Raw genomic sequence first — 23,794 nt, forward strand, 5'->3', positions numbered from 1 at the left:
TTCCCGCTACAGCGCCGCGCGCAAATGCACCGAGGCGGGTCGGCGCGATGGTCATGGGCTGGATCGGCGCGTATAGAAAAGGTCCTGATCCGACTGCGGAGTACCCCTGTGTCCGCGACTGTTTCGGCGGACCCGAGTGCCGGCCGCCCCGCCAACACGCCGTCCAAATTTGGCCCCTACGATCCGGTTGAGTCGGCGCCCTGGTGGGCGCGGCCCAGCGGCATCGCCCTCATCGTCGCGCTTTGGGCGGTTCTGCATGCCCTGATCGCCGTGGTGTTCGAGAGCGCCATCAATGTGGACGACGCGATCGAGAGCTATCTCGTTCAGTCGTTCGAGATCAGCTATGTGGCGCGCAATCCGCCGGTGTTCGACTGGCTGCTCTACGGCATCCAGAAGATCACCGGGCCGGGGGCGCTGAGCTTCGCGATCCTGCGCTATTCGCTTCTGTTCGCCTGCGCCATGCTTGTCTATCGCGTGGCGGTGCGGGCCATCGCCGATCCGCGCCTCCAGGCGCTCGCGGTGTTCTCGCTCTCGGCGCTGTGGGTGATCGGCTATCACAGCCACCGCATCCTGACCCATTCCAACGCCATGATCGTCGCCATCGCCGGCACGATGGTGACGCTGATCGCGCTGCGCGCTGCGCCGTCGCGCTGGCTGTATGCGGCGCTTGGCGGCTGGATCGCGCTCGGCCTGCTCAGCAAGTTCGGCTATGTCGCCTTCTTCGGCGCGATCCTGATCTCCTGCCTGCTGGAGCCAAGCTTTCGCCGGGTGTGGCTGGACCGGCGCATCGCCATCACGCTCGGCGTCGCGGCGGTGCCGATCATCCTGTTTTCCATCGTCCTCGTGGTGATGAAGCAGGACGTGTTCTTCGCAACCGCCGACGTGATCGCCGCCAATGCGAAGTCCAAATGGTCGAATGTCCTCGACGTCTTCGCCGGCGCCTGGATCGGCTACCTGCTGCCGCTGATCGGCATCGTCGCCCTGGTCTTCCTGCCGCTCAACCGGGGCGAGGGCGGGCGCGCGAGCACACAGGAACGCGCTGCGATCCGCCATCTGCTGCGGTCCATGATCCTCATCGGCACGGTGGTCACCCTGGTCGGTGTGCTGGCGATGGGATCGATCAGCCTGCGCGACCGCTATTTCCACGTCTTCTTCCTGATGGCCCCGGTCTATGTGTTCGCCGAGTTGGAACGGCTGGGCGGGTGGCAGCGGCGGGTGAAGCTCTATCTCGGCCTGCTGGCCGCCCTGGCGATCGGGGTCATGGCGGTGCGCATCGCGGTCACCGTCTATCCCGATCCGCGCCTGTGCGGGCGCTGCGTCTCGGCCGAGCCCTTGGCCAAGCTGCGGCCGGTGGTGCTGGCGCAATTGGGTTCGGCGCCGACGCTGATCGCCGCCGACCGCATGTCCGCCGGCCGCATCCGCGCGGCGGTGCCGGAAGCGCGGGTGGTGATCGTGCGGGAGTTCGGCTATCGCCCGCCGGCGCGGCCGTCCACCGGTTGCGGGCAGGTGACCGGCGTCGCCAACGGTTTCGGCGTCTATGCCCCGGCGCGCATGGAAGGCACGGCCATCGACATTTTTGCCAAATGGTGGTCTCCCTGGCTGAAGCCGCGGCGCGAAAGCTTCTGGCAGATCACGCCGCTTCCGGCCGACAGCGAATTGTGCCGCTGAGCCTCTCCGGCCCAGCGTTTTTCGAAAATGTTTCACGTGAAACAATGACTTGGCGCGGACGAACAGTGGTTTCCTGGCTGTTCGCCGCGCCTCTGCGGCGGAATAAACCGCCAATTCGGGCGAATGTTCGCCGCGCATGAATCCGGCGGCCTCTTCGCGCGGGTGACGGGTGACGGGGCGCCCTAAAGCGACAGCGCCTCGCCCCTTTGCGGACGGGCGAGCCGGTCGCCGAGACCGAGCGCCGTGAAGGCGTGGGCCAACTCGTCCTCCGCCTCGCTGAAGTGACCCCAGCCCTCGTTATGCACCGCGACGATGCGCGCGCCGGAAAAGGCATGTGCCGTCTCCAGCGCGTCATTGGCATCCATGGTCAGGTGGAACGCCCCGCGCGGCTTGGCGGCGCCGGTGAACAGCACGGCGATGCGGGGGGAGAAGCGCCGCGCGATCTCGGCCACGCCCTCGTACCAGACCGTGTCGCCGGAGATATAGAGCGCATCCCCCGGCGCATCCACGCCCAGGGCGAAGCCGATCACCTCGCCGGCGATGGGTTCGATGCCTGGAGGCCCGTGGCGTGCGGGAACGGCGGTCACGAACAGGCGCGCGCCGTCCGGTCCCTTCAATTCGCGCGTGTCCCAGGGCGCCAGGCCCTCGCCGAGGCCGAGCCGCTCGGCGCCGATGTGGGTGGTGAAGGTGGTGCCCGCCTTTGGCAGGAAAGCGCGCCCCGTGCGATCGAGATTGTCCGCATGCTGGTCGTGGCTGAGCAGCACTGCGTCGATGGCGCCGATCTCCTCCACCGCGATCGCGGGGCCGGTGAGCTTGTGCAGGGTGATGGTGCCGGAGGCATAATCGCCGGGCATGTCGAAGGTGGGATCGGTCAGCAGCCGAAAGCCGGCGATTTCGATCAGTAGCGTCGGGCCGCCGACGAGGGTGAGGCGGATGGGGGCGGGCGAAGGCATGGGATCAGCTCTCCAAAGGGGGGCATCGCGGGAGGTGCGCCGGGGGCGCCTGAGGACGCACGGTTCGCCGCACGCATTAGGCGCTGGCCATCGGCGCGAAAATTCCCGAAAACTGCGCAATGGCCGCTCATTTTCGCACAGACCTCGATTGGGACCAGCTCCGCGTTTTCGCCGCGCTCGCGCGGCACGGCAGCCTTTCGGCGGCGGCGCGGGTGCTGGGGGTCAATCACAGCACGGTGTCGCGCAATGTGGCAGGGCTGGAGGCGGCCATCGGCGCGCCGCTTCTGGTGCGCAATGCCGCCGGTTATGATTTGACCGATGCGGGCCGGCACACACTCGACGTCGCGATGGCGATGGAGCGTGCCGCCCAGGCCTTGCAGGAGCAGGCGCCGCGCGATGCCTATGCCGGCCGTGTGCGCGTGACCGCGACGGCGAGCCTCGCGGATGTGTTCCTGCTGCCGCATCTGGCAGCGCTCCAGAGGCGGCATCCCGCGCTCGATCTGGAACTGATCGCCGACCGGCGCGCGGTGAGCCTGCAACGCCACGAGGCCGACATCGCGCTGCGCCTCGCCCGGCCGCAGGATGGCGACCTTCTGGCGCGTCGGGCGTGCGGCGTCGGGTTGGCCTTCTATGGAACGGCGGAATGGCAGGCGAGGATCACGCAAGGCGAGGCGCCGCATTTCGTCGGCTTCGACGAGGCGGCGGGGCATTTGCCGGAAGCGCTCTGGCTTACGCGCCAATTTCCCCGCGCGCGATTCTCTTTCCGCACCAACAGCCAGGCGGGACAGGCGCAGGCGGCCGCTGCTGGGTGCGGCATCGCCTTGCTGCCGCATTTCCTCGCCGCCGGCCATCCAGCCCTTTGCGTTCTCGATCTGACGCACCGCCCGCCGGCGCGCGAATTGTGGCTGCTCACACGCGCCGACGCCCGCACCGACGCCCGCTTCCGCCTGGTGTCCGACGCGCTGCTGGATCTGTTCCGGCGCGAGCGGGCCCTGTTCGAGGAAGTGGGTTAGGGGGAATCGACCGTCCGGGTCCGGCGCGTTTGCCTTTGCAGCAGAGCATCGTCATGCACGGGCTTGTCCCGTGCATCCACGCGGCACCGCTGGCACCGGCTGGTCAAGGCCCGCGCGGTCGGCGCGGCATAGATGGCCGGGACGAGCCCGGCCATGACGGGTGGGAGGCAAAGGCAGGCTCCTGCTTCTGCTTCCAGATGCACCCCGCCGGCTGAACCCGCGCACGTCGAGTCAATGCAATGGCTCAACGCGAAGGCTCAACGTAGCGGCTCGACGTGGTGGCGCCGAATGCCTATGTGAGGGGCCTGTTGTGAAGGCCCTCATTCATGCTCGTCGATAGCCACTGCCACCTGGATTTCCCCGATTTCGCCGAGGAATTGCCCGCAATCGTCGCGCGGGCGCGCGAAGCCGGCGTTTCCCATCTCGTGACCATCTCAACCCGCGTGAAGCGCTTCGACCAGATCCGCGCCATCGCCGAGCGGTTCGAGAATGTGTTCTGCTCGGTGGGCACCCATCCCCACCAGGCGGCGGAAGAGCCGGACGTGACGACGGCGGAGCTGGTGGCGTTCGCGGCCCATCCCAAGGTGGTGGCGATCGGCGAAGTGGGGCTCGATTATCATTATGACAACAGCCCGCGCGAAGCGCAGGCCCACGGCTTCCACACCCATATCGCCGCCGCGCGCGAAACCGGCCTGCCGCTGGTGATCCACGCCCGCGAGGCGGACGAGGATGTCGCCGCGATCCTGAAGGCGGAGAGCGCGAAGGGCGCGTTTCCCTTCCTGCTGCATTGCTACACCGGCGGCGCAGACCTCGCGCACCGGGCGGTGGCGCTCGGCGGCTATGTCTCCTTTTCCGGCGTCATCACCTTCAAGAACAGCGCCGCCCTGCGCGAGCTTGCCGCCGCGCTCCCGGCCGAGCGCCTGCTGGTGGAGACCGATGCGCCGTTCCTCGCGCCGACGCCCCATCGCGGCAAGCGCAACGAGCCCTCCTTCGTGCGCGAGACCGCGACGGTTCTCGCCGCCGCGCGCGGCACCTCGCTGGAAGAGATCGCCGCGCGCACCACGCAGAATTTCTTCACCTTGTTCTCGAAGGCGCGGCGCGCCTGAGCCATTCTGCCTTTAAGCAAGGCGTGCGGAACGCGCGGCAGGGATCCTCCTCATGAATCACGATCGCTATGATGACGCCTATATCCGCGACATCCTGAGCCGCTGCCGCACCATCGCCATCGTCGGAGCGAGCCCCAATCCGGCGCGCCCGTCCTTCTTCGTTACCAAATATCTCGCCGAGCGCGGGTTCGAGGTCTATCCCATCAATCCCGGCCAAATCGGCAAGGAGATCGCTGGCCGCGCCTTCTATGGCCGGCTCGCGGACGTGCCGGTGCCCATCGACATGGTGGATGTGTTCCGCGCCCCGGCCTTCGTGCCCGCGGTGCTGGACGAGGTGCTCGCGCTGTCGCCGCTGCCCAAGGTGCTCTGGCTCCAGCTGGGCGTGCGCCATGACGAAGTCGCCGCGCGGGCCGAAGCGGCCGGCCTCCAGGTGGTGATGGATCGCTGCCCGAAGATCGAATACGGCCGGCTCTCCGGCGAGATCGGCTGGACCGGCGTCAACAGCCGTACCATTTCCTCAAAGCGCCCCCAGCGCCTGGGCAGCGGGGTGCAGCGCCTGTCGCTGTCGCGCACGCCGAAGCCGCCGGCCGACGTGCAATAGCTATTTGTACACGCAAAAAATGGTAAAAATTAAAAAGACATTTTTTCGATGGATGAACTAGAAAACAACATCAACACCACGGCATAATGCCGGGGACTCGGAGGAGACCAGCCATGACCGATCGCGAACCCGGCTTCGCCACCCTCGCCATTCATGCGGGCGCCCAGCCCGACCCGACCACGGGCGCGCGGGCGACGCCGATCTACCAGACCACTTCGTTCGTGTTCGATGACGTGGATCACGCGGCGGCGCTGTTCGGCCTCCAGACCTTCGGCAATATCTATACCCGCATCGGCAATCCCACGAACGCCGTGCTGGAAGAGCGCGTCGCGGCGCTGGAGGGCGGCACGGCCGCGCTCGCGGTGGCGTCCGGCCACGCGGCACAGCTGCTGGTGTTCCAGACCATGCTCTCGCCGGGGGATGAATTTGTCGCCTCACGTAAACTGTACGGTGGCTCCATCAACCAATTCACCCATGCCTTCAAAAGCTTCGGCTGGAATGTTGCGTGGGCGGATCCGGACGATATTTCCTCGTTCGAGCGCGCGATTACGCCCAAGACCAAGGCCATCTTTACCGAATCCATCGCCAATCCCGGCGGCGTGGTGACCGACATCGCGGCCATTTCGCAGATCGCCAAGGCCGCCGGCCTGCCGCTGATCGTCGATAATACGCTGGCCACGCCCTATCTGTGGCGCCCGATCGAGCATGGCGCGGACATCGTCATCCATTCCGCCACCAAGTTCCTGGGCGGGCACGGCAATTCCATCGGCGGTGTGATCGTGGACGCAGGGACCTTCAATTGGTCGGCGACCGACCGCTATCCCTTCCTTTCCAAGCCCCGGCCGGAATATCAGGGCATCGTGCTGCACGAAACGTTCGGCAATTTCGCCTTCGCCATCGCCGCGCGCGTGCTTGGCCTGCGCGATCTCGGCCCGGCGCTCTCGCCGTTCAACGCCTTCCTCATCCTCACCGGCATCGAGACGCTCACCCTGCGCATGAAGCAGCACAGCGAGAACGCTCTTGCCGTGGCGAAATTCCTCGCCGCTCATCCGGCTGTGGAATGGGTGAGCTATCCCGGCCTGCCTGAGGACAAATATCACGCGCTCGCCCGCAAATATCTGCCCAAGGGCGCCGGCGCCGTGTTCACCTTCGGCCTGAAAGGCGGCTATGAGGCGGGCGTGAAACTGGTGTCCCACGTGGAGCTGTTCTCGCACCTGGCGAACATCGGCGACACGCGCTCGCTGATCATCCATCCCGCCTCCACCACCCATCGCCAGCTCTCCGACGAGGCCAAGGTCGCGGCCGGCGCCGGGCCCGAGGTGGTGCGGCTCTCCGTCGGGATCGAGGACGTGGCCGACATCATCGCCGATCTTCAGCAGGCGCTGGCGATCGCCTGACCGTCGGCTCCCCCGCGTCGCCATAATATTCCCGCGCCAGCGCAAGCCAGGCGCGGGCGGCGTGGGAGAGATAGGCCCGGCGGCGCCAGATCAGCGCCATGTGCCAATCGGTGCTGGGCTCGTCCAGGGGTACCAGCGCCACCGAGGGATGGTGGCGCTGCTCGGCGATGGCGCGCGGCAGGAACCCGATGCCGAGCCCCGCGCCCACCAGCGCCACGATGAAATCTATCTGCCCCGAGCGGGCGATGATGGTGGGCGAGACGCCCGCCCGCTCGCAGGCATCGAGAATCACCTGGTTGAGCGCGAACCCGCTCTCGAACAGGATGAAGGGCAGGGCCGAAAGCTCCGGAAACGTGAGGCGCGGCGCCTGCGCCAAAGGATGGCTCTCGGGCATCAGCACCACCAGACGCTCCATATGCACCGGCTGGGCGGCAAACGCCTCCGCCACCGGAAGAAGTGAGCCCGCAAGCTCCACTTCGCCTGCCAGCAGAATCTCTTCCAGCCGTTTGCTGCCCTGTTCCACGAGGCGGATCTCGATGCCGGGATAGCGGCTGCGATATTGCGCGAACAAAGGCGCGAACAGCGTTGAACTGCCGAGCGGCGGCAGGCCGAGCCGCAGGATGCCGATCTTCAGCCCGCGCAATTCATCCAGCTCGGTGGTGAGGTCCTCGCGCTCCGCCAGCATGGTGAGCGCCCGGCGATAGACGATCTCGCCGGCGGCGGTCAGCTCGCTGCGATGGCCGAACCGATCCAGCAAGGTGACGCCCAGTTCCTCTTCCAGATGCTTCACCGCCTTGCTGACGGTGGACTGGGTCGCGAACACGGTCTTCGCCGCCTGGGAGAAGCCGCCCTGGCGGACCACCTCGACGAAGGCACGCAGGGTGCGAAGCTCCATGACCACCATTCCAATTTGGACTGAACATTATTCATTCAATTCATTTTACGAATATCGCACTGCACCCTAAGCTTCAATCCACTTCCTGCCGCTTCTGTTTGTGGATCGTTCCCATGTCCGGGATTCTCACCCGCCTCCGCCTCATGCTGCGCCGCACGCGTGTGCTCCAGATTTTGGTCCTGCTCGGCTTCTGGCTGGCGGGCGATACGCTGGTGCGCTGGCTGCATCTGCCGCTGCCGGGCGGGGTGGTGGGCATGGGGCTGCTGCTGGTGCTTCTCGCCACCGGCGTCCTGCGGGCGGCGAACGTGCGGCTCGGTGCCTATTGGCTGCTGGCGGAGATGCTGTTGTTCTTCGTGCCTGCGGTCATGGCGGTGATGGAGCATGGCGAATTCGTCGGCACGCTGGGGCTCAAGATCGGCGCAGTGATCCTCATCGGCACCGTGGCCGTCATGGGCACCACGGCGCTGATCGTGGATTTCGCCTATCGCTTCAGCCTGCGCCATAGCCCGCGCCATGCGGGGGAGGCGGGACATGCCTGAGCCCGGCCCCTTGTTCTGGCTGGTGTTCTGGCCCGTTGCCACCATCGGCCTCTATGCGCTGGCGCGGGTGCTGAACCGCAGGTTCGCCCGCTGGTTCACCGCGCCGCTGCTGCTGACGCCGGTGCTGATTCTCGGCCTCACAGCTTTGCTGCACACCACTTATGCCGATTACCTGCGGGGCACCCATTGGCTGGTGCTGATGCTCGGGCCGGCGACGGTGGCGTTCGCCATCCCCATCCATGAGCAGCGCGCCACCATTCGCCGCCATTGGCCGGTGCTGCTGGTGGGCGTGCTTGCGGGCAGCACGATCGCCCTCGGCACCGCCTGGGGCCTCGCCAATCTGCTGGGATTGCCGGACGTGCTCGGCCGCAGCCTGATGCCGCGCTCCACCACCACCCCGTTCGCCATGAGCATGTCGGGCGAGATCGGCGGTATTCCCGATCTGACCGCCATGTTCGTGGTGGTCACCGGCATCTGCGGGGCGACGCTCGGCGAAGTGATGCTGAAATGGCTGCCGCTGCGCTCCACCTTGGCGCGCGGCGCCCTGTTCGGCATGGGCGCCCATGGGGCGGGCGTTGCCAAGGCGCACCAGATCGGGCGCGAGGAAGGCTCCATCGCCGGCCTGGTGATGATCCTGGCCGGTTTCGTGAACCTGCTGCTCGGGCCGCTGGTCACGATCGCGCTGCGCTGAGCCTCAGGCCCGCGCGGGCCGCGCGGGCAGGGCGGCGGAGCATGTTCCGATCCGGCTGCGCAGCAATCAGATTGGTAAAACGTTCTCCATCAGAGGTTTAGGCACTAATCCGATCCGCTTGATTCAATCTGACAGGATCAGGGTCTAGTGCATGGCCGCTGCGCGCCACATCGCTGGCGTGCACGCTCGCCGCGATCAGCACCAATGCGGCGCCGAACTGGTGGGTGAGCGCGAGATCCATCGGCACCACGAACACCAGGGTGAGAATGCCCAGCAGCGCCTGGCAGCAGACAAGCGCGAACACCCCCCAAGCCTCGCGCGCCACCCAGCCGCCGAACCGGCGGGCGTTGAGCGCATGCGCCAGCGCCGCCGCGAGGAGCGTATAGGCGATCATGCGGTGGACGAACTGCACCGTCAGCACATTCTCGAACAGATTGCGCCAGGCGGGATCGAGCGCGCCGAGCTGCGCGGCGGCGGGAATGAAATGTCCGTCGATCAGCGGCCAGGTGTTGAAGGTCATGCCGGCATCCAGCCCCGCCACCAGCCCGCCGGCGAAGATTTGCAGCAGCACCAGCGCGAGCAGAAGGAGCGATCCGGTCCGCAGCGGCGCCGGCACCTTCTCCTTCCCCGCGCCCGTGAGGCTGCGCGCCACCGCGACGATGGCGGAAAGGATGAAGCAGGCGAGGGTGAGATGCACCGCCAGCCGGTATTGACTCACCGAGGTACGGGCGGAAAGGCCGGAGGCCACCATCCACCAACCCACCGCGCCCTGGAGGCCGCCGAGCACGAACAGGCCGAGGCATTTGGCGAGCAGCGGGCCGCGCAGCACGCCGCGAACGGCGAAATAAAGGAACGGGAGCAGGAAGGCGAAGCCGATCAGGCGGCCCAGCAGGCGATGGCCCCATTCCCACCAGAAGATCCGCTTGAAGCCCTCCAGCCCCATGCCCTTGTTGAGGATCTCATATTGGGGGATGGCCTTGTACTTCTCGAACTCCGCCTGCCAGTCGGCTTGCGAGAGCGGGGGCAGGGCGCCGGTGACCGGCTTCCATTCGGTGATCGAGAGGCCGGATTCGGTGAGGCGGGTCGCGCCGCCCACGACGATCATCAGGACGATCAGCGCGGCGACCGCATAAAGCCACAGGCGAACCGCCCGATATCCATGGCTGGCCGAGGCATCGGCGGAAACGATCGCGCTGCGACCCTGCGGCATCTGAACCTGCTCCAGAATATGGCCCTCCCCGAGGATCCGATATACAGCGGCTTACACGGGTGCAAGACGGCGCGGCGTCGCTGCCGCTACGGAGCCGGGCGGCGTGCCTGATGCGGGCGGCCCGCGCGGGACAATAGAGGAGGGCGCGATGCCCATGCGTTTGCGCAAGTTCATCGGCACCATTCTGATGCTGATCCTGGTGGTGGTGTGGGCGCTCGGGGCCATGGCGATCGCGCAAGGCCGCGTCACCGAGCTGCCCTGGGCGTGGCAGACCGTGTCCTACGTGCTGCTGGGATCGCTCTGGATCGTGCCCGCTGCCTTCCTCATTCGCTGGATGGAGCGGCCCGACACGAAGACATGATGCCGGCTAAACACTTGCGATTCGCGTAATGTCTGACTTTTAAATATCGCGATAACTTATTGTTTTTAATCACGATATTCTACTTGTCAGAAGTCAGATTCCACTGGAACTTCAAGCGGCGGGTGCGAGGTGGCGCGGAGCCGGCTCACGTCTCAGTCGCACCGGCTCCGCCTCCAGTGCCGGCAGCGCGGACGCCGAGGCCGGGGCGTCGCTGTCCGCAAGGCGCAGCATCACCACGTCGTTGAAGCCGGTGGCCGCGAGTGCGGCATAGGCCTCCACGCCCGAGCCGACGGGCGCGCCCATGTCCTCGATGCACACCAGCAGCGGCTGAAGCGCGGCGAGGCCGGACGCGGCCACCAGATGGGGCGCGGCGGGGGCGGCGACGATCACGCAATCATAGGTCTGGCGCAGCGCGCGCAGGATAAGCGCCAGGCGATCAGCGGTCGCGACGCCGGCACCGCCCCGCGCGCCGCGACCGGGCGGGATGATATGGGCGCGCGACACCAAATCGCGGTGGATGGTTTCGCCGAAGCCGGCGACGCCGAACAGCATCTCGTCCACGCCGGCCGCCCAGGGATCGGCAACCAGGCCCCTCAGTTCCGGCGCGTCGCCGTCGAGAGCGACCAGCGCCACCCGCGCGTCGCCCAGCGAGAGCGCGCGCGCCAAGGCCACCGCGCACGCGGCAGACCGAGCGAACGGCGTATCGGCGGTGAGCACCACGAGGTGCCCGGCATCGGCGGGCCGCGCGCACAATTCCTCCAGCACCTGGAGCAGCCGCGCCAGCGCCTCGTCCTGGCTCATGCCCCGGCCGTGGCCGGCATCCATCCAGGCGACGCTGCGCCCGTCTGTGAGCTGGACCGGAAGACGCGCGCTCTCCTCGTCATCGATCACCAGCCGGGCCGGCCGGCCGAACCGCAGCACGATGAAGCCGAGGGCAAAGGTCGCCAGCGCCAGCAGGATCAGGCGCAGGGGCGCGGGAACATCGGGCATCACCGGGGCCATTGCGGCGGCGGCGATGCGCATCGGCGGCGTCGCCGCGTGGGCCGCTGCCGGGCCGTCCGGGTCGGCGCGCACTTCGGCATCGAGCGCGAGGAAGGCGTCGGCATAGGCCTGGACCACCCGCGCAGCGAGCATCGGCCGCGTGGCGGTGAAGGATAGCTCCAGCACCCGCCCGCCGAAGCGCGGGGTAACGGCGAGGCCGGAGACCAGCGTCGCACCACCGATATCGGCGGGCGCGCGCGGCGTATCGGCGGCCAGCCAGCGTGACAGCGAGAAGTTGCGATTCGCGCCCGCGAGCGCGGCGCGGTCCGCCGGATCGAGACGCGCGAACACATCCTGCGCCATCTCGCGGGCGCCGAGCACCTGCGCCACCCCGCGGACGCTGGCGGTCGGCGGCTGGGAGGCGACATCGAACGACAAGGAAGCGATGGCGGTATAACGCAAGGGCAGAAGCAGGAGCGCCGCCGCGAGGAGCAAGGCAAGTGCGGCGCACACCCGCACGCGACGCATTCGAACCCGCAGCCCTTCGGCGTGCGGATCAAAGAGCGTTTCGCGGCCCAGGCTGTCGGTCATCGCGCCGTCCCTCGCCGCCGGCATCATGCCGGCCAGGACAATAGGAAAGCCCTTTATGGTTTAGGGAACGTAAAGGACGCGATCAATTCGCCCTCAACGGTCCTCCCACTGGGGCGCGCGCTTGTCGAGCACGGCCGAAATGCCCTCGTCCGCGTCGCGCGCGAGCATGTTGGTGGTCATCACCTGCGAGGCGAAGGCATAGGCATTGTCCAGGGTCATTTCCGACTGGGCATAGAAGGCGGCCTTGCCCAGTTTCACCGGCACCTGCGATTTCGCGGCGATACGCAGGGCAAGGTCGCGCGCGGCGGGCACCGCCTCGCCATCGGCCACCACCCGGTTCACCAGGCCCATGCGATGGGCGTCCTCCGCCTCCACCCACTCGCCCAGCAGCAGCATTTCGAGCGCGTGCTTGCGCGACACCGTGCGCGACAGGGCAACCATGGGGGTGTGGCAGAACAGGCCGATGTTGACGCCCGGCGTGCAGAAGCGCGCCTTGGCGCCGGCCACCGCGAGATCGCAGCTCGCGACCAATTGGCATCCGGCCGCGGTCGCCATGCTATCCACAGCCGCGATCACCGGCTGGGGCAGGCGGACGATGGCGGTCATCAGGGCGGCGCAGCGGCGCATCACCATGTCGTAATAATGCCGGCCGCGATCCTCGTCCCCGCGATGGGCCTGAAGCTCCTTGAGGTCGTGCCCGGCGGAGAACACCGGGCCGTTCGCGCTCAGCACCACGGCGCGCACCGCCGGATCCACCGAAATGTCGGTCAGCGTCTCGGACAGCGCCGTCATCATGGCTTCGGAAAGGCTGTTGCGGCGCGCGGGGCGGTTGAGCGTGACCAGCGCAACGCCGTCCGCATCGCTGCGCAGCACCGCCGGTTCGGCCGGAGTCTCGACAGCGGCGGCAACGGGGGATGCGGCAGAAGACATGGGATCTCCCTCGCGCGCGTCGCGCGCTTTGTTGTTGGCGCACCCTACTCTATGCAGGTTGCGGGTGTGAAGCGCGATGCGGGGAGAAGACCATGGGGGACGGGCAGGTGCAGATGTCGCCGCAGGAGCTGGAAGCGTTTCTGCATGAGGAATTCCCCCAGGCGTTCGGCCCCGGCAAGGCGCACAAGGTGATCTCCACCGGCATCATGACGGCGACGGTGCAGCTCGATGCCGGGGACGATCATCTGCGTCCCGGCGGCACGGTTTCCGGCCCGTCCCTGATGGCGCTGTCCGATGTCGCGGTCTATGCCGCGCTGCTGGCGCAGATCGGCCCGGTGGCGCTTGCGGTGACCACAAACCTCTCCATCAATTTCCTGCGCAAGCCGGCGCCGGGGCCGATTCTCGCCGATGCGCGCATCATCAAGCTGGGCAAGCGCCTGGCGGTGGGCGATGTCGCCCTCCACAGCCCCGGCAGCGCGGACCTGGTCGCCCATTGCGTGGCGACTTATTCCATTCCGGCGAAATAAGCCCGGCAAACGCCCGCCCGCCGGAAAGGCCGCTTCCGCAACGTCGCGCCCTGATCCGGATCAATGCGCTTTCCCCCTCCGCCCCGCACGGTGCGCACGAGGGGGAACGCCATGGGAAAATCCATCCTCATCATACAGGGGCATCCCGATCCGCACGGCGGACACCTGTGCCATGCGCTCGCGGAGGCCTATGCGTGCGGCGCGCGCGCCGGCGGCCATAGCGTCGAGCGGGTGGAGGTGGCGACGCTCGATTTCACGCTGATGCGCACCCAGGCGGATTTCGAGACCGGCACCATGCCGCACGACCTGCTGCCCGCCCGCGACGCCTTGCTGGCGGCGAACCACGTGGTGTTGCTGTTTCCCCTCTGGCTCGGGACCATGCCGGCCTTGCTGAAGGCGTTCCTGGAGCAATTGATGCGCCCCGGCTTCGCCTTCATCCAGGCCGGGCCGGGCTTTCCCCACAAGTTGCTCGGCGGGCGCTCGGCGCGGGTGATCGTGACCATGGGCATGCCGGCGCTGATCTATCGCTGGTATTTCTTCGCCCATGGCGTGCTCGGGCTGGAACGCAACATCCTGGATTTCGTCGGCATCACCCCGGTGCGCCACAGCCTCTTCGGCTTGGTGGATGCGGCAACTCCGAAAGAGCGCGCCCGCTGGCTGCGCCAGGTCGAGGCGCTCGGACGGGATGCGCGCTGAACGAAGGGAGCGGGCTTTATCGCGCCGGAAAAGAGGCTTGAAATGTGGTGCTATGACACCATTTTAATAAGCAATTGAAACATATGGATAAATTGGCAGCCCGCCGCGTTGACGATGCGCCGGCTCTGGGTTACAAGCCCCGTCCATTGCCGGAGGCCTTGCGATCTTTTCGTGGGGACCGGCTTTCTCATTCGGAAACCGATCCATGAAGACGTATTCGGCCAAGCCTGCCGAAATCGAAAAGAAATGGGTGGTGATCGACGCGACCGGGCTCGTCGTGGGCCGTCTCGCCACCATCATCGCCATGCGCCTGAAGGGCAAGCACCTTCCGCTGTACACCCCGCACGTGGATTGCGGCGACAATGTCGTCGTGGTCAATGCCGAGAAGGCGGTTCTGACCGGTCGCAAGCGCGAGCAGAAGGTCTATTACCACCACACCGGCTTCCCGGGTGGCATCAAGGAACGCACCGCCAAGTTCCTGCTGGAAGGCCGCTTCCCCGAGCGCGTCATCGAGAAGGCCGTGGAACGCATGCTCGCTCGTGGCCCGCTCGGCCGCAAGATCATGGGCAATCTGCGCGTCTACAAGGGCGGCACCCATCCCCATGAGGCGCAGCAGCCCGTGGCGCTGGATGTGGCCAGCCTCAACCGCAAGAATGTGAGGAACTGATCATGGCTGAGGTTCTTCAGTCCCTCGACGCGCTCGATTCTCACCAGAGCAGCATCGTGGAGGCCCCCGTCCACGTCCAGAAGCTGGACAAGTTCGGCCGCGCCTATGCCACCGGCAAGCGCAAGGACGCGGTCGCCCGCGTCTGGATCCGCCCCGGCACCGGCAAGATCACGGTCAACGACCGCGACGTGGTGGTCTATTTCGCCCGTCCCGTTCTGCGCCTCATGATCAACCAGCCCTTCCAGGCCGCGGCCCGTGAAGAGCAGTATGACGTGGTCTGCACCGTTTCCGGCGGCGGCCTCTCCGGCCAGGCCGGCGCGCTGCGCCACGGCATCTCCCGCGCGCTCACCTATTACGAGCCCGAGCTGCGCGGCCCGCTCAAGAAGGGCGGCTTCCTGACCCGCGACAGCCGCGTGGTCGAGCGCAAGAAGTACGGCCGTGCCAAGGCTCGCCGCAGCTTCCAGTTCTCGAAGCGCTGATTTTTCCCTTCGGGGATCAAACAAAAAAGGCGGCGGGGTTTTCCCCGCCGCCTTTTTTGTGTCCCGCGCCCAAAAGCCGCGCGGATCGCGACCCGAAACCGGCGCCCCGTCACCGGGGCGCGCGTCTCAGAAGCTCGGCGTATCGCCGGGCAGGGGGCTCCACTGGCCGTTGTCGGTCGGATCGCCCGGAGGCGAGGAGCCCATATAGCCGTCGATATTCGGCGGGAAGACATAATCCTCGTTGCGATCGTCGCCGAGCCCCACGTCGGGCTTGATCGCCGCGCCGGGGCCGGGGTCCAGATAGCTGCCCTGCGGAATGACCGGCAGGTGGATCACATTGGGATTGTGCGGCTGGATGGTGATGTGCGGCGGGTTCGCGGAGCTTTGCGCCGCGGCGGGATCGGCCACCGCCGCGACCATCGCCACGCCGAGCGTGCAGATGGCGACGCCTCCGACCCAAGACCAGACCTTCTGCATGGAACCCCCCGACAATGGCGTCGCTTCGCATAGGCGAGGGCGGGGACATTGGCAAGCTATGGCAGGAGCATGGCGGATGCCGCGACTTTTGGTAAGGTCCGGCGGGACCGTTACCGGGGGATGTTTCATGGCCGCGTTTTGCTTCTCGCGCCTCGCTTTTCGCAGCCTGCTGACCCTCGTCCTCACCGGCGCGGGATTTTTCGCGGCCCTGCCGGCGAGCGCTGCGCCCGCGCGCATCATCATCCTGCGCCATGGCGAGAAGCAGGATGCCTATCGGCTGTGCCCGGTGGGCAATGAACGCGCCCAGGCGCTCGCGGCGCAGTATCTCGGCAAGGGCGCGAAGGACAGCCTGTTTCCCGCCGGCACGGCGCCCGCCGCCATCCTTGCCGTGACGCTGCACACCATGGAGCTCGCCGCGCCCGCCGCCGCCACCTGGGCTTTGCCGGTGGTGATGTATACCGCCCTTCCCGAGGCCCCCACCAGCCCGCGCAAGAAGCGCGCGAAGGCGGCGGCCGCCACAATCGCCCCGCCGGCGCCGCCCCCCTCCGCGCCCGCCGCCGCGTCCACGGAGCAGAAGCCGAAGACGGGCGGGCGCGATCCGGGGAAGCGCGCCCGCAAGGCGGATTTCACCCAGCTTGTCACCTCGCGCACCCAGCAGGCCGTGCACGATGTGTTGACCGATCCGCGCTTCACCGGCCAGACGGTCGTGATGGTGTGGGAGCACGATCACATCGCCGACGCGGCCCTGGAAGCGGCCAACCCCGGCCAGGAGGTGACGCTGCGCCAGCTGCTGCACCTTGGCGCGCTGCCGGATGTTCCGGCCAGTTGGCCTTCGGCGACCTATGATTATTTCTGGATCGTGGACCTCGACCCCGACGGCAAGCCGGTGCGCTTCACCATGCAGCGGCAGGTGTTCGACGGCGCCTTCGCCACCCTGCCGTCCAACGAATGGGGCGCGCCCAACGGCTTGACAGCGCAGACCCGCTGCGCCCTCTAGCCTGCGTGTCGGCTATTGCTTGATGATCGTGCTCGCGGCGCCGTCGGGCAAGGTGTCCACCACCAGCAGGCGGACCGCCTCCGGCCCGTCATTGACCGCGAAATGCCATTGGTCGATCACTTCGATGATGGCGTCGCCGGGCTTATAGGTGAAGGTCTGCGCCGTGGCTTCCACGGTCACCGACAACGTGCCGGCCAGGACATAGGCGAAGCGCGGATAGGGGTGCTTGTGCGCCGGAAGCCGCGCCCCCGGCGCAATCACATATTCCGAGAAGGTGACACGCGCGTCGCCGGGCGGAAAATGGATCGGCTGGCCCGACGCGGTCGTGGTCGAGGATGCGATCGGCTTCACCACGACCGGTGATTCGCCTTGCGCGAAGGCGGCACCCGAAGCGAACAGCGCGGCGATGCCGAGAGATATGGCGAATTGCCGATGTGACATGCCCATTCCTTGCCGTCCCATTCCTTGCGGTGCCGATCTGAGCGCACCGTTTCTTTTAGCCTCAAAAATTTGAGCAAGATCAATAAAATCAGTTTTATGAAGAAGGTGGCGCACCTCGTGTCCACCGGATCGCAGGTTTTCCGCGCGCGCGTCGGTAAAGTCAGCCAGACACAAGCTTTCAAAGGGATTTTGCGGCTGCGCGGTCTTACTTCGCCCGGCATGGCAAATTGGTCATGGCCTGTGCTTGGGGGGACCAAGGCAGAAGGAAACGCAATGTCCAAAGCTCAAGTTATCGCCATGCCACGCACGACAGGCTCCAACTTTGCGGGCATGGAATTTCTCGACCATCTGCCCTTCGCCATCATGCTGTGCGATCCGACCAGCTGCATCATTCAATATGCCAACCATAAGTCTCGTGAATTGCTGCGGGAAATCGAGCACGTGCTGCATGTTTCGCCCGATTCGGTGGTCGGATCTTCGCTGGATGTCTTTCACGCGCAGCCCGCGCACGCCCGCCGGATCGTCCAGGATCCCAGCAAGCTGCCGTACCAGACAGTCATCCGCGCCGGCAACGAGACGCTCGATCTCAACATCAACGCGATCCTGGATGCACGCGGAAGATATCGTTTCGCGCAACTCACCTGGAACCGCGTCACGAAGATTCTGGATCAAAAACAGAAGGCCGAGCATCTGCTCAATATGATCGACGAACTGCCGATCAATGTGATGACGTGCGAAAAAGAAGATCTCAAGATCAATTACGCCAACAAGGCAAGCCTCGAGACGCTGCGGCGCATCGAGAAATATTTGCCGATCAAGGCGGATGATCTGGTCGGCACCTCGATCGACATTTTCCACAAGCATCCCGAGCATCAGCGCGCGATGCTCGCGGATCCGAAGAACCTGCCCCATTCGGCGAAGATTCGCGTGGGCCCGGAGACGCTGCAATTGCGGGTGTCGGCGGCACACGATTCGCACGGCGCCTATCTCGGCCCGATCCTGACCTGGTCGGTCATCACCAAGAGCATCGAAGTCGCGGCAGGGGTGACCGAGGTGGTCGACGGCCTGCGGCAGACCGCCACCAGCATGAGCGCGGAGAGCGACACGCTGCTGGAGCTGAGCGAGGGCTCGGAGAGCGCGGCCTCCTCCGTCAGCGCCGCGGCCGTGGAAATGGCCGCCTCATTCGACGAAATTTCGAAGCAGATCCACCACGCGGCGACTATGGCGCAGGACGCGGCCGACCGGTCCACATCCGCCGACACCCTGGTGCGCGGACTGGCCGACAGCGTGGGGCGCATCGGCGCTGTGACCGCGCTGATCGAGAAGATCGCCGCCCAGACCAATTTGCTCGCCTTGAATGCGACCATCGAGGCGGCGCGCGTGGGAGAAGCCGGGCGGGGATTTGCGATCGTGGCGCAGGAGGTCAAGGCGCTTGCCGTGCAGACCGCCAATGCCACGAAGGAGATCCGGACACAGGTGGAAGCGGTCCAAGCCACAAGCACCGAAGCCGCGACCGCCGTCAGCGATATTTCCGGCAATGTCGGGCAGGTGAGCCAAGTGTTTGTCGCCCTGTCCGCCGGCGTTCAACAGCAGGTGGCAACGACTCATTCCGTGAGCCAGATGATCACCCAGGTTTCCGGCAAGACGAAAGAGATTCGCTCGGGCGCGATGCAGGCGCGCAGCGTCGCCACGGAGGTTTCCCATTTCGCCGAGCGGTTGAACGGAGAAATGGCCGCCCTCCTGGCAGACGCTTCGGAATCGACGCGTTAATACTTTGTCACAAACCGGAGTTATTTTGAAAAAGCAGGCAAGCATAATGTCCTTATGGCATTTTCTTGCCTGAGTTTCACCGAGAATGCTTCAAATGGAAAGGACATATTTGCGGGGATTGCGAAGAAATATCTTCTAAAAATCGTAAAAGTGATAGCGCGTCAATACCATAATACCGCGACGAAAGAAGCGCTTGTTACCACCATACGGGATGACCTAATATTGGACGCAGCGAAAACTTTTAGAGCATACCCGTGTCTGAACAAAGTGGTTATTTCTTTATATCAACATTGCTGGACACTATAGATATAGCTGTATGTCTTTTTGACTCAGAAGACCGCACTATTTTTTGGAATCCTGCATTCACACGGTTTTTTCCCGAGCATCATGGGCAGGTCTATTCTGGCGAGCCCTATAGGGAAAACTTGCGTCGATTTTATGCTGGCAGATTGTCTGAAGAAGAGATGTTGAACATAGAGCGCTATATTGACGAGGGCGTGGATCGGCATCGCAATCAGACACGGCCCTTCGTTTTCACGCACAATGGTCGTCGTCTGCGCGTGGCATCTCTTCAGACTCCGGATGGCGGCCGCATCCGAATCTGGCATGAACTTTCCGATGACAACAACCACGCACCGGATCCGGCCGTTTGGAACGAATTTCCCATCGATCTACTCGATTACATCGCCGACGGTGCGATGGTGCTCGACCAGAACGACAAGATCATCGCCGTCAACAGTGAGTTCCGGGCGCTCTACGACATCGCGCCCGGCGAACCGATCATCGGGCTGACACTGGTTGATATCGTCAAGCGCGCGTGGGCGAAGGCGGGGAGTTTGAGCCGCGTCGTCGATGCGTCCGTGCTCGACAATATCCGCTTCGCCGGCGCGCCGTTCGAGGTCGAGCTGCCGGGCGGGCGTTGGCGCCGCGTGATCGCGCGCCGCACCGCGAGCGGCATCGGCTATTTCACCCATTCCGACATCTCGGTGCTGAAACGCGCACTGGCTGATCTCGCCGCGATGGCCGCCACCGACGGCCTGACCGGCCTTCCCAACCGTCGCAGGTTCGACGCCGGGCTTGAGGAAGCCTGGCAACGCTGCCGCCGCGAGGGGGGGGCGATTTCGCTGCTGCTTATCGATATCGATCATTTCAAATCGGTCAATGATCGCTTCGGCCATGTGGTCGGCGACAATTGCCTGCGACGCACGGCCACGATCGTCCACGAGGCGGTGCGCCAGTCGATCGATCTCGCCGCCCGCTTCGGCGGCGAGGAATTCGCGGTGCTGCTGCCGGATGCCACCGCCGAGGGCGCCGTCGCGGTCGGCCGGCGCATCCGCGCGTCCATGGCCCGCGAGCCCTGGAGCGAAATCCATCCCTATCTGACGTCCGTCAGCGCGAGCATCGGCATCTGCGCCGCGAGGAACGCGACTGATCTCACCGTCGTGGACTTCATGCGCCATGCCGACGAAGCGCTCTATCGCGCCAAGAACAGCGGCCGCGACCGGCTCGAACTCCACGTCGCCTAGGCGCTGTCAGGCCACGCGTGCGGCGCGGGGCGAAACCAGGCTGCTGAAACCTAGCTGCTTGTGTGTCAGGCCGCTGGTCTGAATGGTGAGCCCGTCGGGATTCGAACCCGAGACCCCATGATTAAAAGTCACGTGCTCTACCGGCTGAGCTACGGGCTCACTGGGCATGGGTGTTAGGCCGCGCGGGCCGCAGGGTCAAGGTGGCTAAGGGAAACTGCCTGTGCGCAGCCCCCGTGTGCGCCCGATTACCGGCCTGGGCGGTATTGACCGCATCCCGCGCCCGCGCGCACCATCCGCCCGAGAAGGAGGCCCTTCATGCCCGTCATCAACCGTCTCGCCGATGCGGCGGACGAACTCACCGCCTGGCGCCAGCAGCTCCACCAAACCCCGGAGCTGCAATATGATCTGCCCGTCACCTCGGGCTTTGTCGCCGAGCAATTGCGCGCGTTCGGCTGCGACGAGGTGGTCACGGGCATCGGGCGCACCGGCGTCGTGGGCGTGATCCGCGGCACGGGCGGGGCGGGGCGCACCATTGCGCTGCGGGCCGACATGGACGCCTTGCCGATCCTCGAGCGCACCGGCGCGCTCTATGCCTCGAAGACCCCCGGCAAGATGCACGCCTGCGGCCATGACGGGCACACCTCCATGCTGCTGGGTGCCGCGCGGCACCTCGCCGAGACGCGCAATTTCGCCGGCACGGCGATCATGGTGTTCCAGCCGGCGGAGGAAGGCGGCGCGGGCGGCCGCGCCATGGTGCAGGACGGGCTGATGGAGCGCTTCGGCATCGACGAAGTCTACGGCATGCACAATCTGCCGGGCCTGCCGGTGGGCTGTTTCGGCATCCGCGAGGGCGCCATCATGGCGTCCGCCGATCATCTCGAAATCACCATCGAAGGCAAGGGCTCCCACGCCGCCAAGCCCCATGAGGGCGTGGATGTCGTGCTGACCGGCGCCGCCATCGTCACCGCCTTGCAGCAGGTGGTCGCGCGCAATGTGGACCCGCTGGACTCGGGCGTGGTGTCCATCGCCATGTTCCACGCCGGCGAGGCGGACAATGTGCTGCCGCCGAGCGCGAAACTCACCGGCACGCTGCGCAGCCTCTCTCCCGCCGTGCGCCTGCAATTGCGCGAACGGGTGAAGCAGATCGCGGAAGGGGTGGCCGGTGCGTTCGGCGCGCAAGCCGAAGTGCGGTTCGTCGAGGGCTATCCCGTCACCGTGAACCATCCGGCTCAGACCGCCTTCGCCCAGCGCGTTGCGGAGGACGTCGCCGGCGCGCCGCAGGTGGACGGGACCGCGCCACCCCTGATGGCAGCCGAGGATTTCGCCTATATGCTGGAAGCCCGCCCCGGCGCTTATATCTTCGTGGGCAACGGCCCGAGCGCCGGCCTGCACCATCCCGCCTATGATTTCGCCGATGCGGCGATCCCGTTCGGGGCGTCCTATTGGGTGCGCCTGGTGGAAACCGCGCTGCAACCGGCCTGAGCCGCGGCGGCGCCCTGCGTCGAGCGGTTCCGCGATGATTCGCGGACCGCGATCACACCTTGCTTTCCGCGATTACTTGGCCTTACGCAGGCGGAATTCAAGCACCCCGGCTTCCACCTTATGCCCCTCGAACACATCGCCCGTCTGCTGGGCGATGTGGGGAATGTCGATGACCGACATGGGGTCGGTGCAGGTCACGATCAGCAGCGTTCCCGGCGCGAGGGTCGCCAGCGCCTTGCGGGTGCGCAAAGCGGGCAGGGGGCATTTCAGCCCCTTGAGGTCGAGATGCACGTCGCACGGGCCGGCCTGCGGCCCATCCGACGGCGCCTTGCGCGGAAACGGGCCGATCACGCGGCCTGCTCCTTGAGCCGAGCAAGGCTTTCCTCGCGCCCGAGCACCGACAACACATCGAAGATCGGCGGCGAGGTGGTGCGCCCGGTGAGGGCGGCGCGCAGCGGCTGGGCGACCGCGCCGAGCTTGATGCCCGCTGTCTCCGCATAGGCCCGCACCGCCGCTTCGGTGGCCGGCACGGTCCATTCGGCGGCGGCAAGCGCGGGCAGGAGCGCGCCGAGATGGGCGCGCGCTTCGCCGGTGAGCAGCGCGCTCGCCTTCTCCTCCAGCGGCAGGGGCCGTTCGGCGAAGATGAAGCCGGCATTGTCGAGCAATTCCACCAGCGTCTTCGCCCGCTCCTTCAGCCCGGGCATGGCGGCGCGCAGCTGCGCCTTGTGCTCGGTCGTCATCTTGGCGAGCCGCGCGGCGCCATCCGGCAGATAGGGGATGAGCGCCATGACCGCTTCGAACAATTCATCATCGGTGCTCGCGCGGATGTAATGCCCGTTGATGTTTTCCAGCTTCTGGAAATCGAACCGCGCGGCCGAGCGGCCCACATGGTCGAGATCGAACAAGGCGATCATCTCCTCGGTGGAGAACATCTCCTGGTCGCCATGGCTCCAGCCGAGGCGCACCAGATAATTGCGCAGCGCCGCCGGCAGATATCCCATCGCGCGATAGGCATCGACGCCGAGCGCGCCATGCCGCTTGGAGAGCTTGGCGCCGTCCGGCCCGTGGATCAGGGGGATATGGGCCATCTCCGGCACCGGCCAGCCGAGCGCGCGATAGATCTGGGTCTGGCGCGCGGCATTGGTGAGATGGTCGTCGCCGCGGATGATGTGGGTGACACCCATGTCATGGTCGTCCACCACCACGGCCAGCATATAGGTGGGCGTGCCGTCGGAGCGCAGCAGGACGAGGTCGTCCAGATCCTTGTTCGGGAACGTGACGGTGCCCTGCACCAGATCGTGGATCACGGTCTCGCCCTCCTGCGGGGCGCGCAGGCGGATCACTGGCTTGCGGTCTTGCGGCGCCTCGGCGGGATCGCGATCGCGCCAGCGGCCATCATAGCGCGGCGGGCGGCCCTCCTTGCGCGCGGTCTCGCGCATCTCCTCCAGCTCTTCCGCGCTGGCATAGCAGGGATAGGCATTGCCCAGCGCCAGCATCTGCGCCACCGCTTCCTGATGCCGCGCGACGCGGGCGAACTGATAGACCGTGTCACCGTCCCATTCGATGCCGAGCCAGGTCAGGCCGTCGAGGATCGCGTCGATGGCTTCCTTCGTCGAGCGCTGGCGGTCCGTGTCCTCGATGCGCAGCAGCATCTTGCCGCCCTTCGCCCTGGCATAGAGCCAGTTGAACAAGGCGGTGCGGGCGCCGCCGATGTGCAGGAAGCCGGTGGGAGAAGGAGCAAAGCGCGTAACGATCTCTGACATGAAGGTCCGCCGAAAAGGGGGCTGGAGCGGGGC

Annotated in this window: 25 protein-coding genes and 1 tRNA gene; 16 read left to right on the plus strand and 10 right to left on the minus strand. The window is 66.2% G+C overall.

Annotated features, from left to right (window positions below; genetic code table 11):
• The first annotated feature begins 108 nt into the window (after positions 1-108).
• Positions 109-1,668, plus strand: coding sequence for an ArnT family glycosyltransferase (locus tag V5G24_RS11565; protein WP_394082547.1), 1,560 nt, complete (start codon positions 109-111; stop codon positions 1,666-1,668).
• Between the two features lie 182 nt (positions 1,669-1,850).
• On the opposite strand, the gene V5G24_RS11570 is transcribed toward V5G24_RS11565, so the two are convergent.
• A complete protein-coding gene (locus V5G24_RS11570; RefSeq protein WP_394082545.1) occupies positions 1,851-2,621 on the minus strand; it encodes an MBL fold metallo-hydrolase in 771 nt (256 codons plus the stop codon).
• A gap of 119 nt (positions 2,622-2,740) precedes the next feature.
• Between V5G24_RS11570 and V5G24_RS11575 the strand changes: the two genes are divergently transcribed.
• The 4 genes from V5G24_RS11575 (at position 2,741) to V5G24_RS11590 (ending at position 6,738) form a co-directional block, all read left to right on the plus strand.
• Positions 2,741-3,634, plus strand: coding sequence for a LysR family transcriptional regulator (locus V5G24_RS11575; RefSeq protein WP_394082543.1), 894 nt, complete (start codon positions 2,741-2,743; stop codon positions 3,632-3,634).
• 326 nt (positions 3,635-3,960) lie between these two features.
• A complete protein-coding gene (locus V5G24_RS11580; RefSeq protein WP_394082541.1) occupies positions 3,961-4,740 on the plus strand; it encodes a TatD family hydrolase in 780 nt (259 codons plus the stop codon).
• Positions 4,741-4,792: 52 nt separating this feature from the next.
• A complete protein-coding gene (locus tag V5G24_RS11585) occupies positions 4,793-5,341 on the plus strand; it encodes a CoA-binding protein (RefSeq protein ID WP_394082539.1) in 549 nt (182 codons plus the stop codon).
• A gap of 113 nt (positions 5,342-5,454) precedes the next feature.
• The gene (locus V5G24_RS11590; protein ID WP_394082537.1) at positions 5,455-6,738 is read left to right on the plus strand and encodes an O-acetylhomoserine aminocarboxypropyltransferase; all 1,284 of its coding nucleotides are present in this window, start codon (positions 5,455-5,457) and stop codon (positions 6,736-6,738) included.
• On the opposite strand, the gene V5G24_RS11595 is transcribed toward V5G24_RS11590, so the two are convergent.
• Positions 6,701-7,633, minus strand: coding sequence for a LysR family transcriptional regulator (locus tag V5G24_RS11595; RefSeq protein ID WP_394082535.1), 933 nt, complete (start codon positions 7,631-7,633; stop codon positions 6,701-6,703). The genes V5G24_RS11590 and V5G24_RS11595 overlap by 38 nt on opposite strands.
• 113 nt (positions 7,634-7,746) lie before the next feature.
• On the opposite strand from V5G24_RS11595, the gene V5G24_RS11600 reads away from it, so the two are divergent.
• Positions 7,747-8,172: a CidA/LrgA family protein gene (locus V5G24_RS11600; RefSeq protein ID WP_394082533.1), complete on the plus strand. Its 426-nt coding sequence runs from the start codon at positions 7,747-7,749 to the stop codon at positions 8,170-8,172.
• Positions 8,165-8,863, plus strand: a complete 699-nt coding sequence (locus V5G24_RS11605) for an LrgB family protein (protein WP_394082531.1) — start codon at positions 8,165-8,167, stop codon at positions 8,861-8,863. Before V5G24_RS11600 ends, V5G24_RS11605 begins: the two co-directional genes overlap by 8 nt.
• A 97-nt stretch (positions 8,864-8,960) precedes the next feature.
• Here the strand turns inward: V5G24_RS11605 and V5G24_RS11610 are convergent, their stop codons facing one another.
• Complete coding sequence (locus tag V5G24_RS11610; RefSeq protein WP_394082529.1) at positions 8,961-10,073, minus strand: COX15/CtaA family protein; 1,113 nt, start codon at positions 10,071-10,073, stop codon at positions 8,961-8,963.
• 148 nt (positions 10,074-10,221) lie between these two features.
• On the opposite strand from V5G24_RS11610, the gene V5G24_RS11615 reads away from it, so the two are divergent.
• Complete coding sequence (locus V5G24_RS11615; protein ID WP_394082527.1) at positions 10,222-10,434, plus strand: DUF2842 domain-containing protein; 213 nt, start codon at positions 10,222-10,224, stop codon at positions 10,432-10,434.
• Positions 10,435-10,545: 111 nt separating this feature from the next.
• On the opposite strand, the gene V5G24_RS11620 is transcribed toward V5G24_RS11615, so the two are convergent.
• Both V5G24_RS11620 and V5G24_RS11625 read right to left on the minus strand, forming a co-directional pair.
• Positions 10,546-12,006: a hypothetical protein gene (locus tag V5G24_RS11620; protein WP_394082525.1), complete on the minus strand. Its 1,461-nt coding sequence runs from the start codon at positions 12,004-12,006 to the stop codon at positions 10,546-10,548.
• Positions 12,007-12,099: 93 nt separating this feature from the next.
• The gene (locus V5G24_RS11625; RefSeq protein WP_394082523.1) at positions 12,100-12,936 is read right to left on the minus strand and encodes an enoyl-CoA hydratase; all 837 of its coding nucleotides are present in this window, start codon (positions 12,934-12,936) and stop codon (positions 12,100-12,102) included.
• Positions 12,937-13,028: 92 nt separating this feature from the next.
• Here V5G24_RS11625 and V5G24_RS11630 point away from each other — a divergent pair, with 92 nt between their 5' ends.
• The 4 genes from V5G24_RS11630 to rpsI all read left to right on the plus strand — a co-directional run bounded on the left by V5G24_RS11630 (position 13,029) and on the right by rpsI (position 15,305).
• Positions 13,029-13,463, plus strand: coding sequence for a PaaI family thioesterase (locus V5G24_RS11630; RefSeq protein ID WP_394082521.1), 435 nt, complete (start codon positions 13,029-13,031; stop codon positions 13,461-13,463).
• Positions 13,464-13,574: 111 nt separating this feature from the next.
• Entirely contained in the window at positions 13,575-14,159 is a 585-nt protein-coding gene (locus V5G24_RS11635) for an NAD(P)H-dependent oxidoreductase (protein ID WP_394082519.1), read from the plus strand.
• A 205-nt stretch (positions 14,160-14,364) separates the two neighbouring features.
• Positions 14,365-14,826, plus strand: coding sequence for a 50S ribosomal protein L13 (gene rplM / locus V5G24_RS11640; RefSeq protein WP_394082517.1), 462 nt, complete (start codon positions 14,365-14,367; stop codon positions 14,824-14,826).
• A gap of 2 nt (positions 14,827-14,828) precedes the next feature.
• Positions 14,829-15,305, plus strand: a complete 477-nt coding sequence (rpsI, locus tag V5G24_RS11645; RefSeq protein WP_394082515.1) for a 30S ribosomal protein S9 — start codon at positions 14,829-14,831, stop codon at positions 15,303-15,305.
• A 126-nt stretch (positions 15,306-15,431) separates the two neighbouring features.
• On the opposite strand, the gene V5G24_RS11650 is transcribed toward rpsI, so the two are convergent.
• Entirely contained in the window at positions 15,432-15,782 is a 351-nt protein-coding gene (locus V5G24_RS11650; protein ID WP_394082513.1) for a hypothetical protein, read from the minus strand.
• A 127-nt stretch (positions 15,783-15,909) separates the two neighbouring features.
• Here V5G24_RS11650 and V5G24_RS11655 point away from each other — a divergent pair, with 127 nt between their 5' ends.
• Entirely contained in the window at positions 15,910-16,779 is an 870-nt protein-coding gene (locus tag V5G24_RS11655; RefSeq protein ID WP_394082511.1) for a histidine phosphatase family protein, read from the plus strand.
• A 12-nt stretch (positions 16,780-16,791) separates the two neighbouring features.
• Here the strand turns inward: V5G24_RS11655 and V5G24_RS11660 are convergent, their stop codons facing one another.
• Positions 16,792-17,220, minus strand: coding sequence for a cupin domain-containing protein (locus V5G24_RS11660; RefSeq protein WP_394082509.1), 429 nt, complete (start codon positions 17,218-17,220; stop codon positions 16,792-16,794).
• A gap of 69 nt (positions 17,221-17,289) precedes the next feature.
• Here V5G24_RS11660 and V5G24_RS11665 point away from each other — a divergent pair, with 69 nt between their 5' ends.
• A complete protein-coding gene (locus V5G24_RS11665) occupies positions 17,290-18,990 on the plus strand; it encodes a methyl-accepting chemotaxis protein (RefSeq protein WP_394082507.1) in 1,701 nt (566 codons plus the stop codon).
• 254 nt (positions 18,991-19,244) lie between these two features.
• Positions 19,245-20,516 carry a sensor domain-containing diguanylate cyclase gene (locus V5G24_RS11670; RefSeq protein WP_394082505.1) on the plus strand — a complete coding sequence of 424 codons (1,272 nt, stop codon included), beginning with the start codon at positions 19,245-19,247 and terminating at the stop codon, positions 20,514-20,516.
• Positions 20,517-20,599: 83 nt separating this feature from the next.
• On the opposite strand, the gene V5G24_RS11675 is transcribed toward V5G24_RS11670, so the two are convergent.
• A tRNA-Lys gene (locus V5G24_RS11675) sits at positions 20,600-20,675 on the minus strand.
• A gap of 156 nt (positions 20,676-20,831) precedes the next feature.
• Here V5G24_RS11675 and V5G24_RS11680 point away from each other — a divergent pair.
• Positions 20,832-21,998 (plus strand): M20 aminoacylase family protein, encoded by a 1,167-nt coding sequence (locus tag V5G24_RS11680; RefSeq protein ID WP_394082503.1) that lies wholly within the window; start codon positions 20,832-20,834, stop codon positions 21,996-21,998.
• Between the two features lie 72 nt (positions 21,999-22,070).
• Here the strand turns inward: V5G24_RS11680 and V5G24_RS11685 are convergent, their stop codons facing one another.
• Positions 22,071-22,349, minus strand: coding sequence for a sulfurtransferase TusA family protein (locus V5G24_RS11685; RefSeq protein WP_394082501.1), 279 nt, complete (start codon positions 22,347-22,349; stop codon positions 22,071-22,073).
• Complete coding sequence (gene gltX, locus V5G24_RS11690; protein ID WP_394082499.1) at positions 22,346-23,761, minus strand: glutamate--tRNA ligase; 1,416 nt, start codon at positions 23,759-23,761, stop codon at positions 22,346-22,348. The genes V5G24_RS11685 and gltX overlap by 4 nt, the downstream gene beginning before the upstream one ends.
• Positions 23,762-23,794 lie beyond the last annotated feature (33 nt).

Origin of the sequence: Roseixanthobacter finlandensis, from assembly GCF_043195105.2 — a bacterium.
Classification (GTDB): Bacteria; Pseudomonadota; Alphaproteobacteria; order Rhizobiales; family Xanthobacteraceae; genus NCEH01.

Coding starts and splice junctions, on each gene's coding strand:
- V5G24_RS11570 (WP_394082545.1), bottom strand. CDS start 2,621: ATGCCTTCGCCCGCCCCCATCCGCCTCACCCTCGTCGGCGGCCCGACG.
- V5G24_RS11575 (WP_394082543.1), top strand. CDS start 2,741: ATGGCCGCTCATTTTCGCACAGACCTCGATTGGGACCAGCTCCGCGTT.
- V5G24_RS11580 (WP_394082541.1), top strand. CDS start 3,961: ATGCTCGTCGATAGCCACTGCCACCTGGATTTCCCCGATTTCGCCGAG.
- V5G24_RS11585 (WP_394082539.1), top strand. CDS start 4,793: ATGAATCACGATCGCTATGATGACGCCTATATCCGCGACATCCTGAGC.
- V5G24_RS11590 (WP_394082537.1), top strand. CDS start 5,455: ATGACCGATCGCGAACCCGGCTTCGCCACCCTCGCCATTCATGCGGGC.
- V5G24_RS11595 (WP_394082535.1), bottom strand. CDS start 7,633: ATGGAGCTTCGCACCCTGCGTGCCTTCGTCGAGGTGGTCCGCCAGGGC.
- V5G24_RS11600 (WP_394082533.1), top strand. CDS start 7,747: ATGTCCGGGATTCTCACCCGCCTCCGCCTCATGCTGCGCCGCACGCGT.
- V5G24_RS11605 (WP_394082531.1), top strand. CDS start 8,165: ATGCCTGAGCCCGGCCCCTTGTTCTGGCTGGTGTTCTGGCCCGTTGCC.
- V5G24_RS11610 (WP_394082529.1), bottom strand. CDS start 10,073: ATGCCGCAGGGTCGCAGCGCGATCGTTTCCGCCGATGCCTCGGCCAGC.
- V5G24_RS11615 (WP_394082527.1), top strand. CDS start 10,222: ATGCCCATGCGTTTGCGCAAGTTCATCGGCACCATTCTGATGCTGATC.
- V5G24_RS11620 (WP_394082525.1), bottom strand. CDS start 12,006: ATGACCGACAGCCTGGGCCGCGAAACGCTCTTTGATCCGCACGCCGAA.
- V5G24_RS11625 (WP_394082523.1), bottom strand. CDS start 12,936: ATGTCTTCTGCCGCATCCCCCGTTGCCGCCGCTGTCGAGACTCCGGCC.
- V5G24_RS11630 (WP_394082521.1), top strand. CDS start 13,029: ATGGGGGACGGGCAGGTGCAGATGTCGCCGCAGGAGCTGGAAGCGTTT.
- V5G24_RS11635 (WP_394082519.1), top strand. CDS start 13,575: ATGGGAAAATCCATCCTCATCATACAGGGGCATCCCGATCCGCACGGC.
- rplM (WP_394082517.1), top strand. CDS start 14,365: ATGAAGACGTATTCGGCCAAGCCTGCCGAAATCGAAAAGAAATGGGTG.
- rpsI (WP_394082515.1), top strand. CDS start 14,829: ATGGCTGAGGTTCTTCAGTCCCTCGACGCGCTCGATTCTCACCAGAGC.
- V5G24_RS11650 (WP_394082513.1), bottom strand. CDS start 15,782: ATGCAGAAGGTCTGGTCTTGGGTCGGAGGCGTCGCCATCTGCACGCTC.
- V5G24_RS11655 (WP_394082511.1), top strand. CDS start 15,910: ATGGCCGCGTTTTGCTTCTCGCGCCTCGCTTTTCGCAGCCTGCTGACC.
- V5G24_RS11660 (WP_394082509.1), bottom strand. CDS start 17,220: ATGTCACATCGGCAATTCGCCATATCTCTCGGCATCGCCGCGCTGTTC.
- V5G24_RS11680 (WP_394082503.1), top strand. CDS start 20,832: ATGCCCGTCATCAACCGTCTCGCCGATGCGGCGGACGAACTCACCGCC.
- gltX (WP_394082499.1), bottom strand. CDS start 23,761: ATGTCAGAGATCGTTACGCGCTTTGCTCCTTCTCCCACCGGCTTCCTG.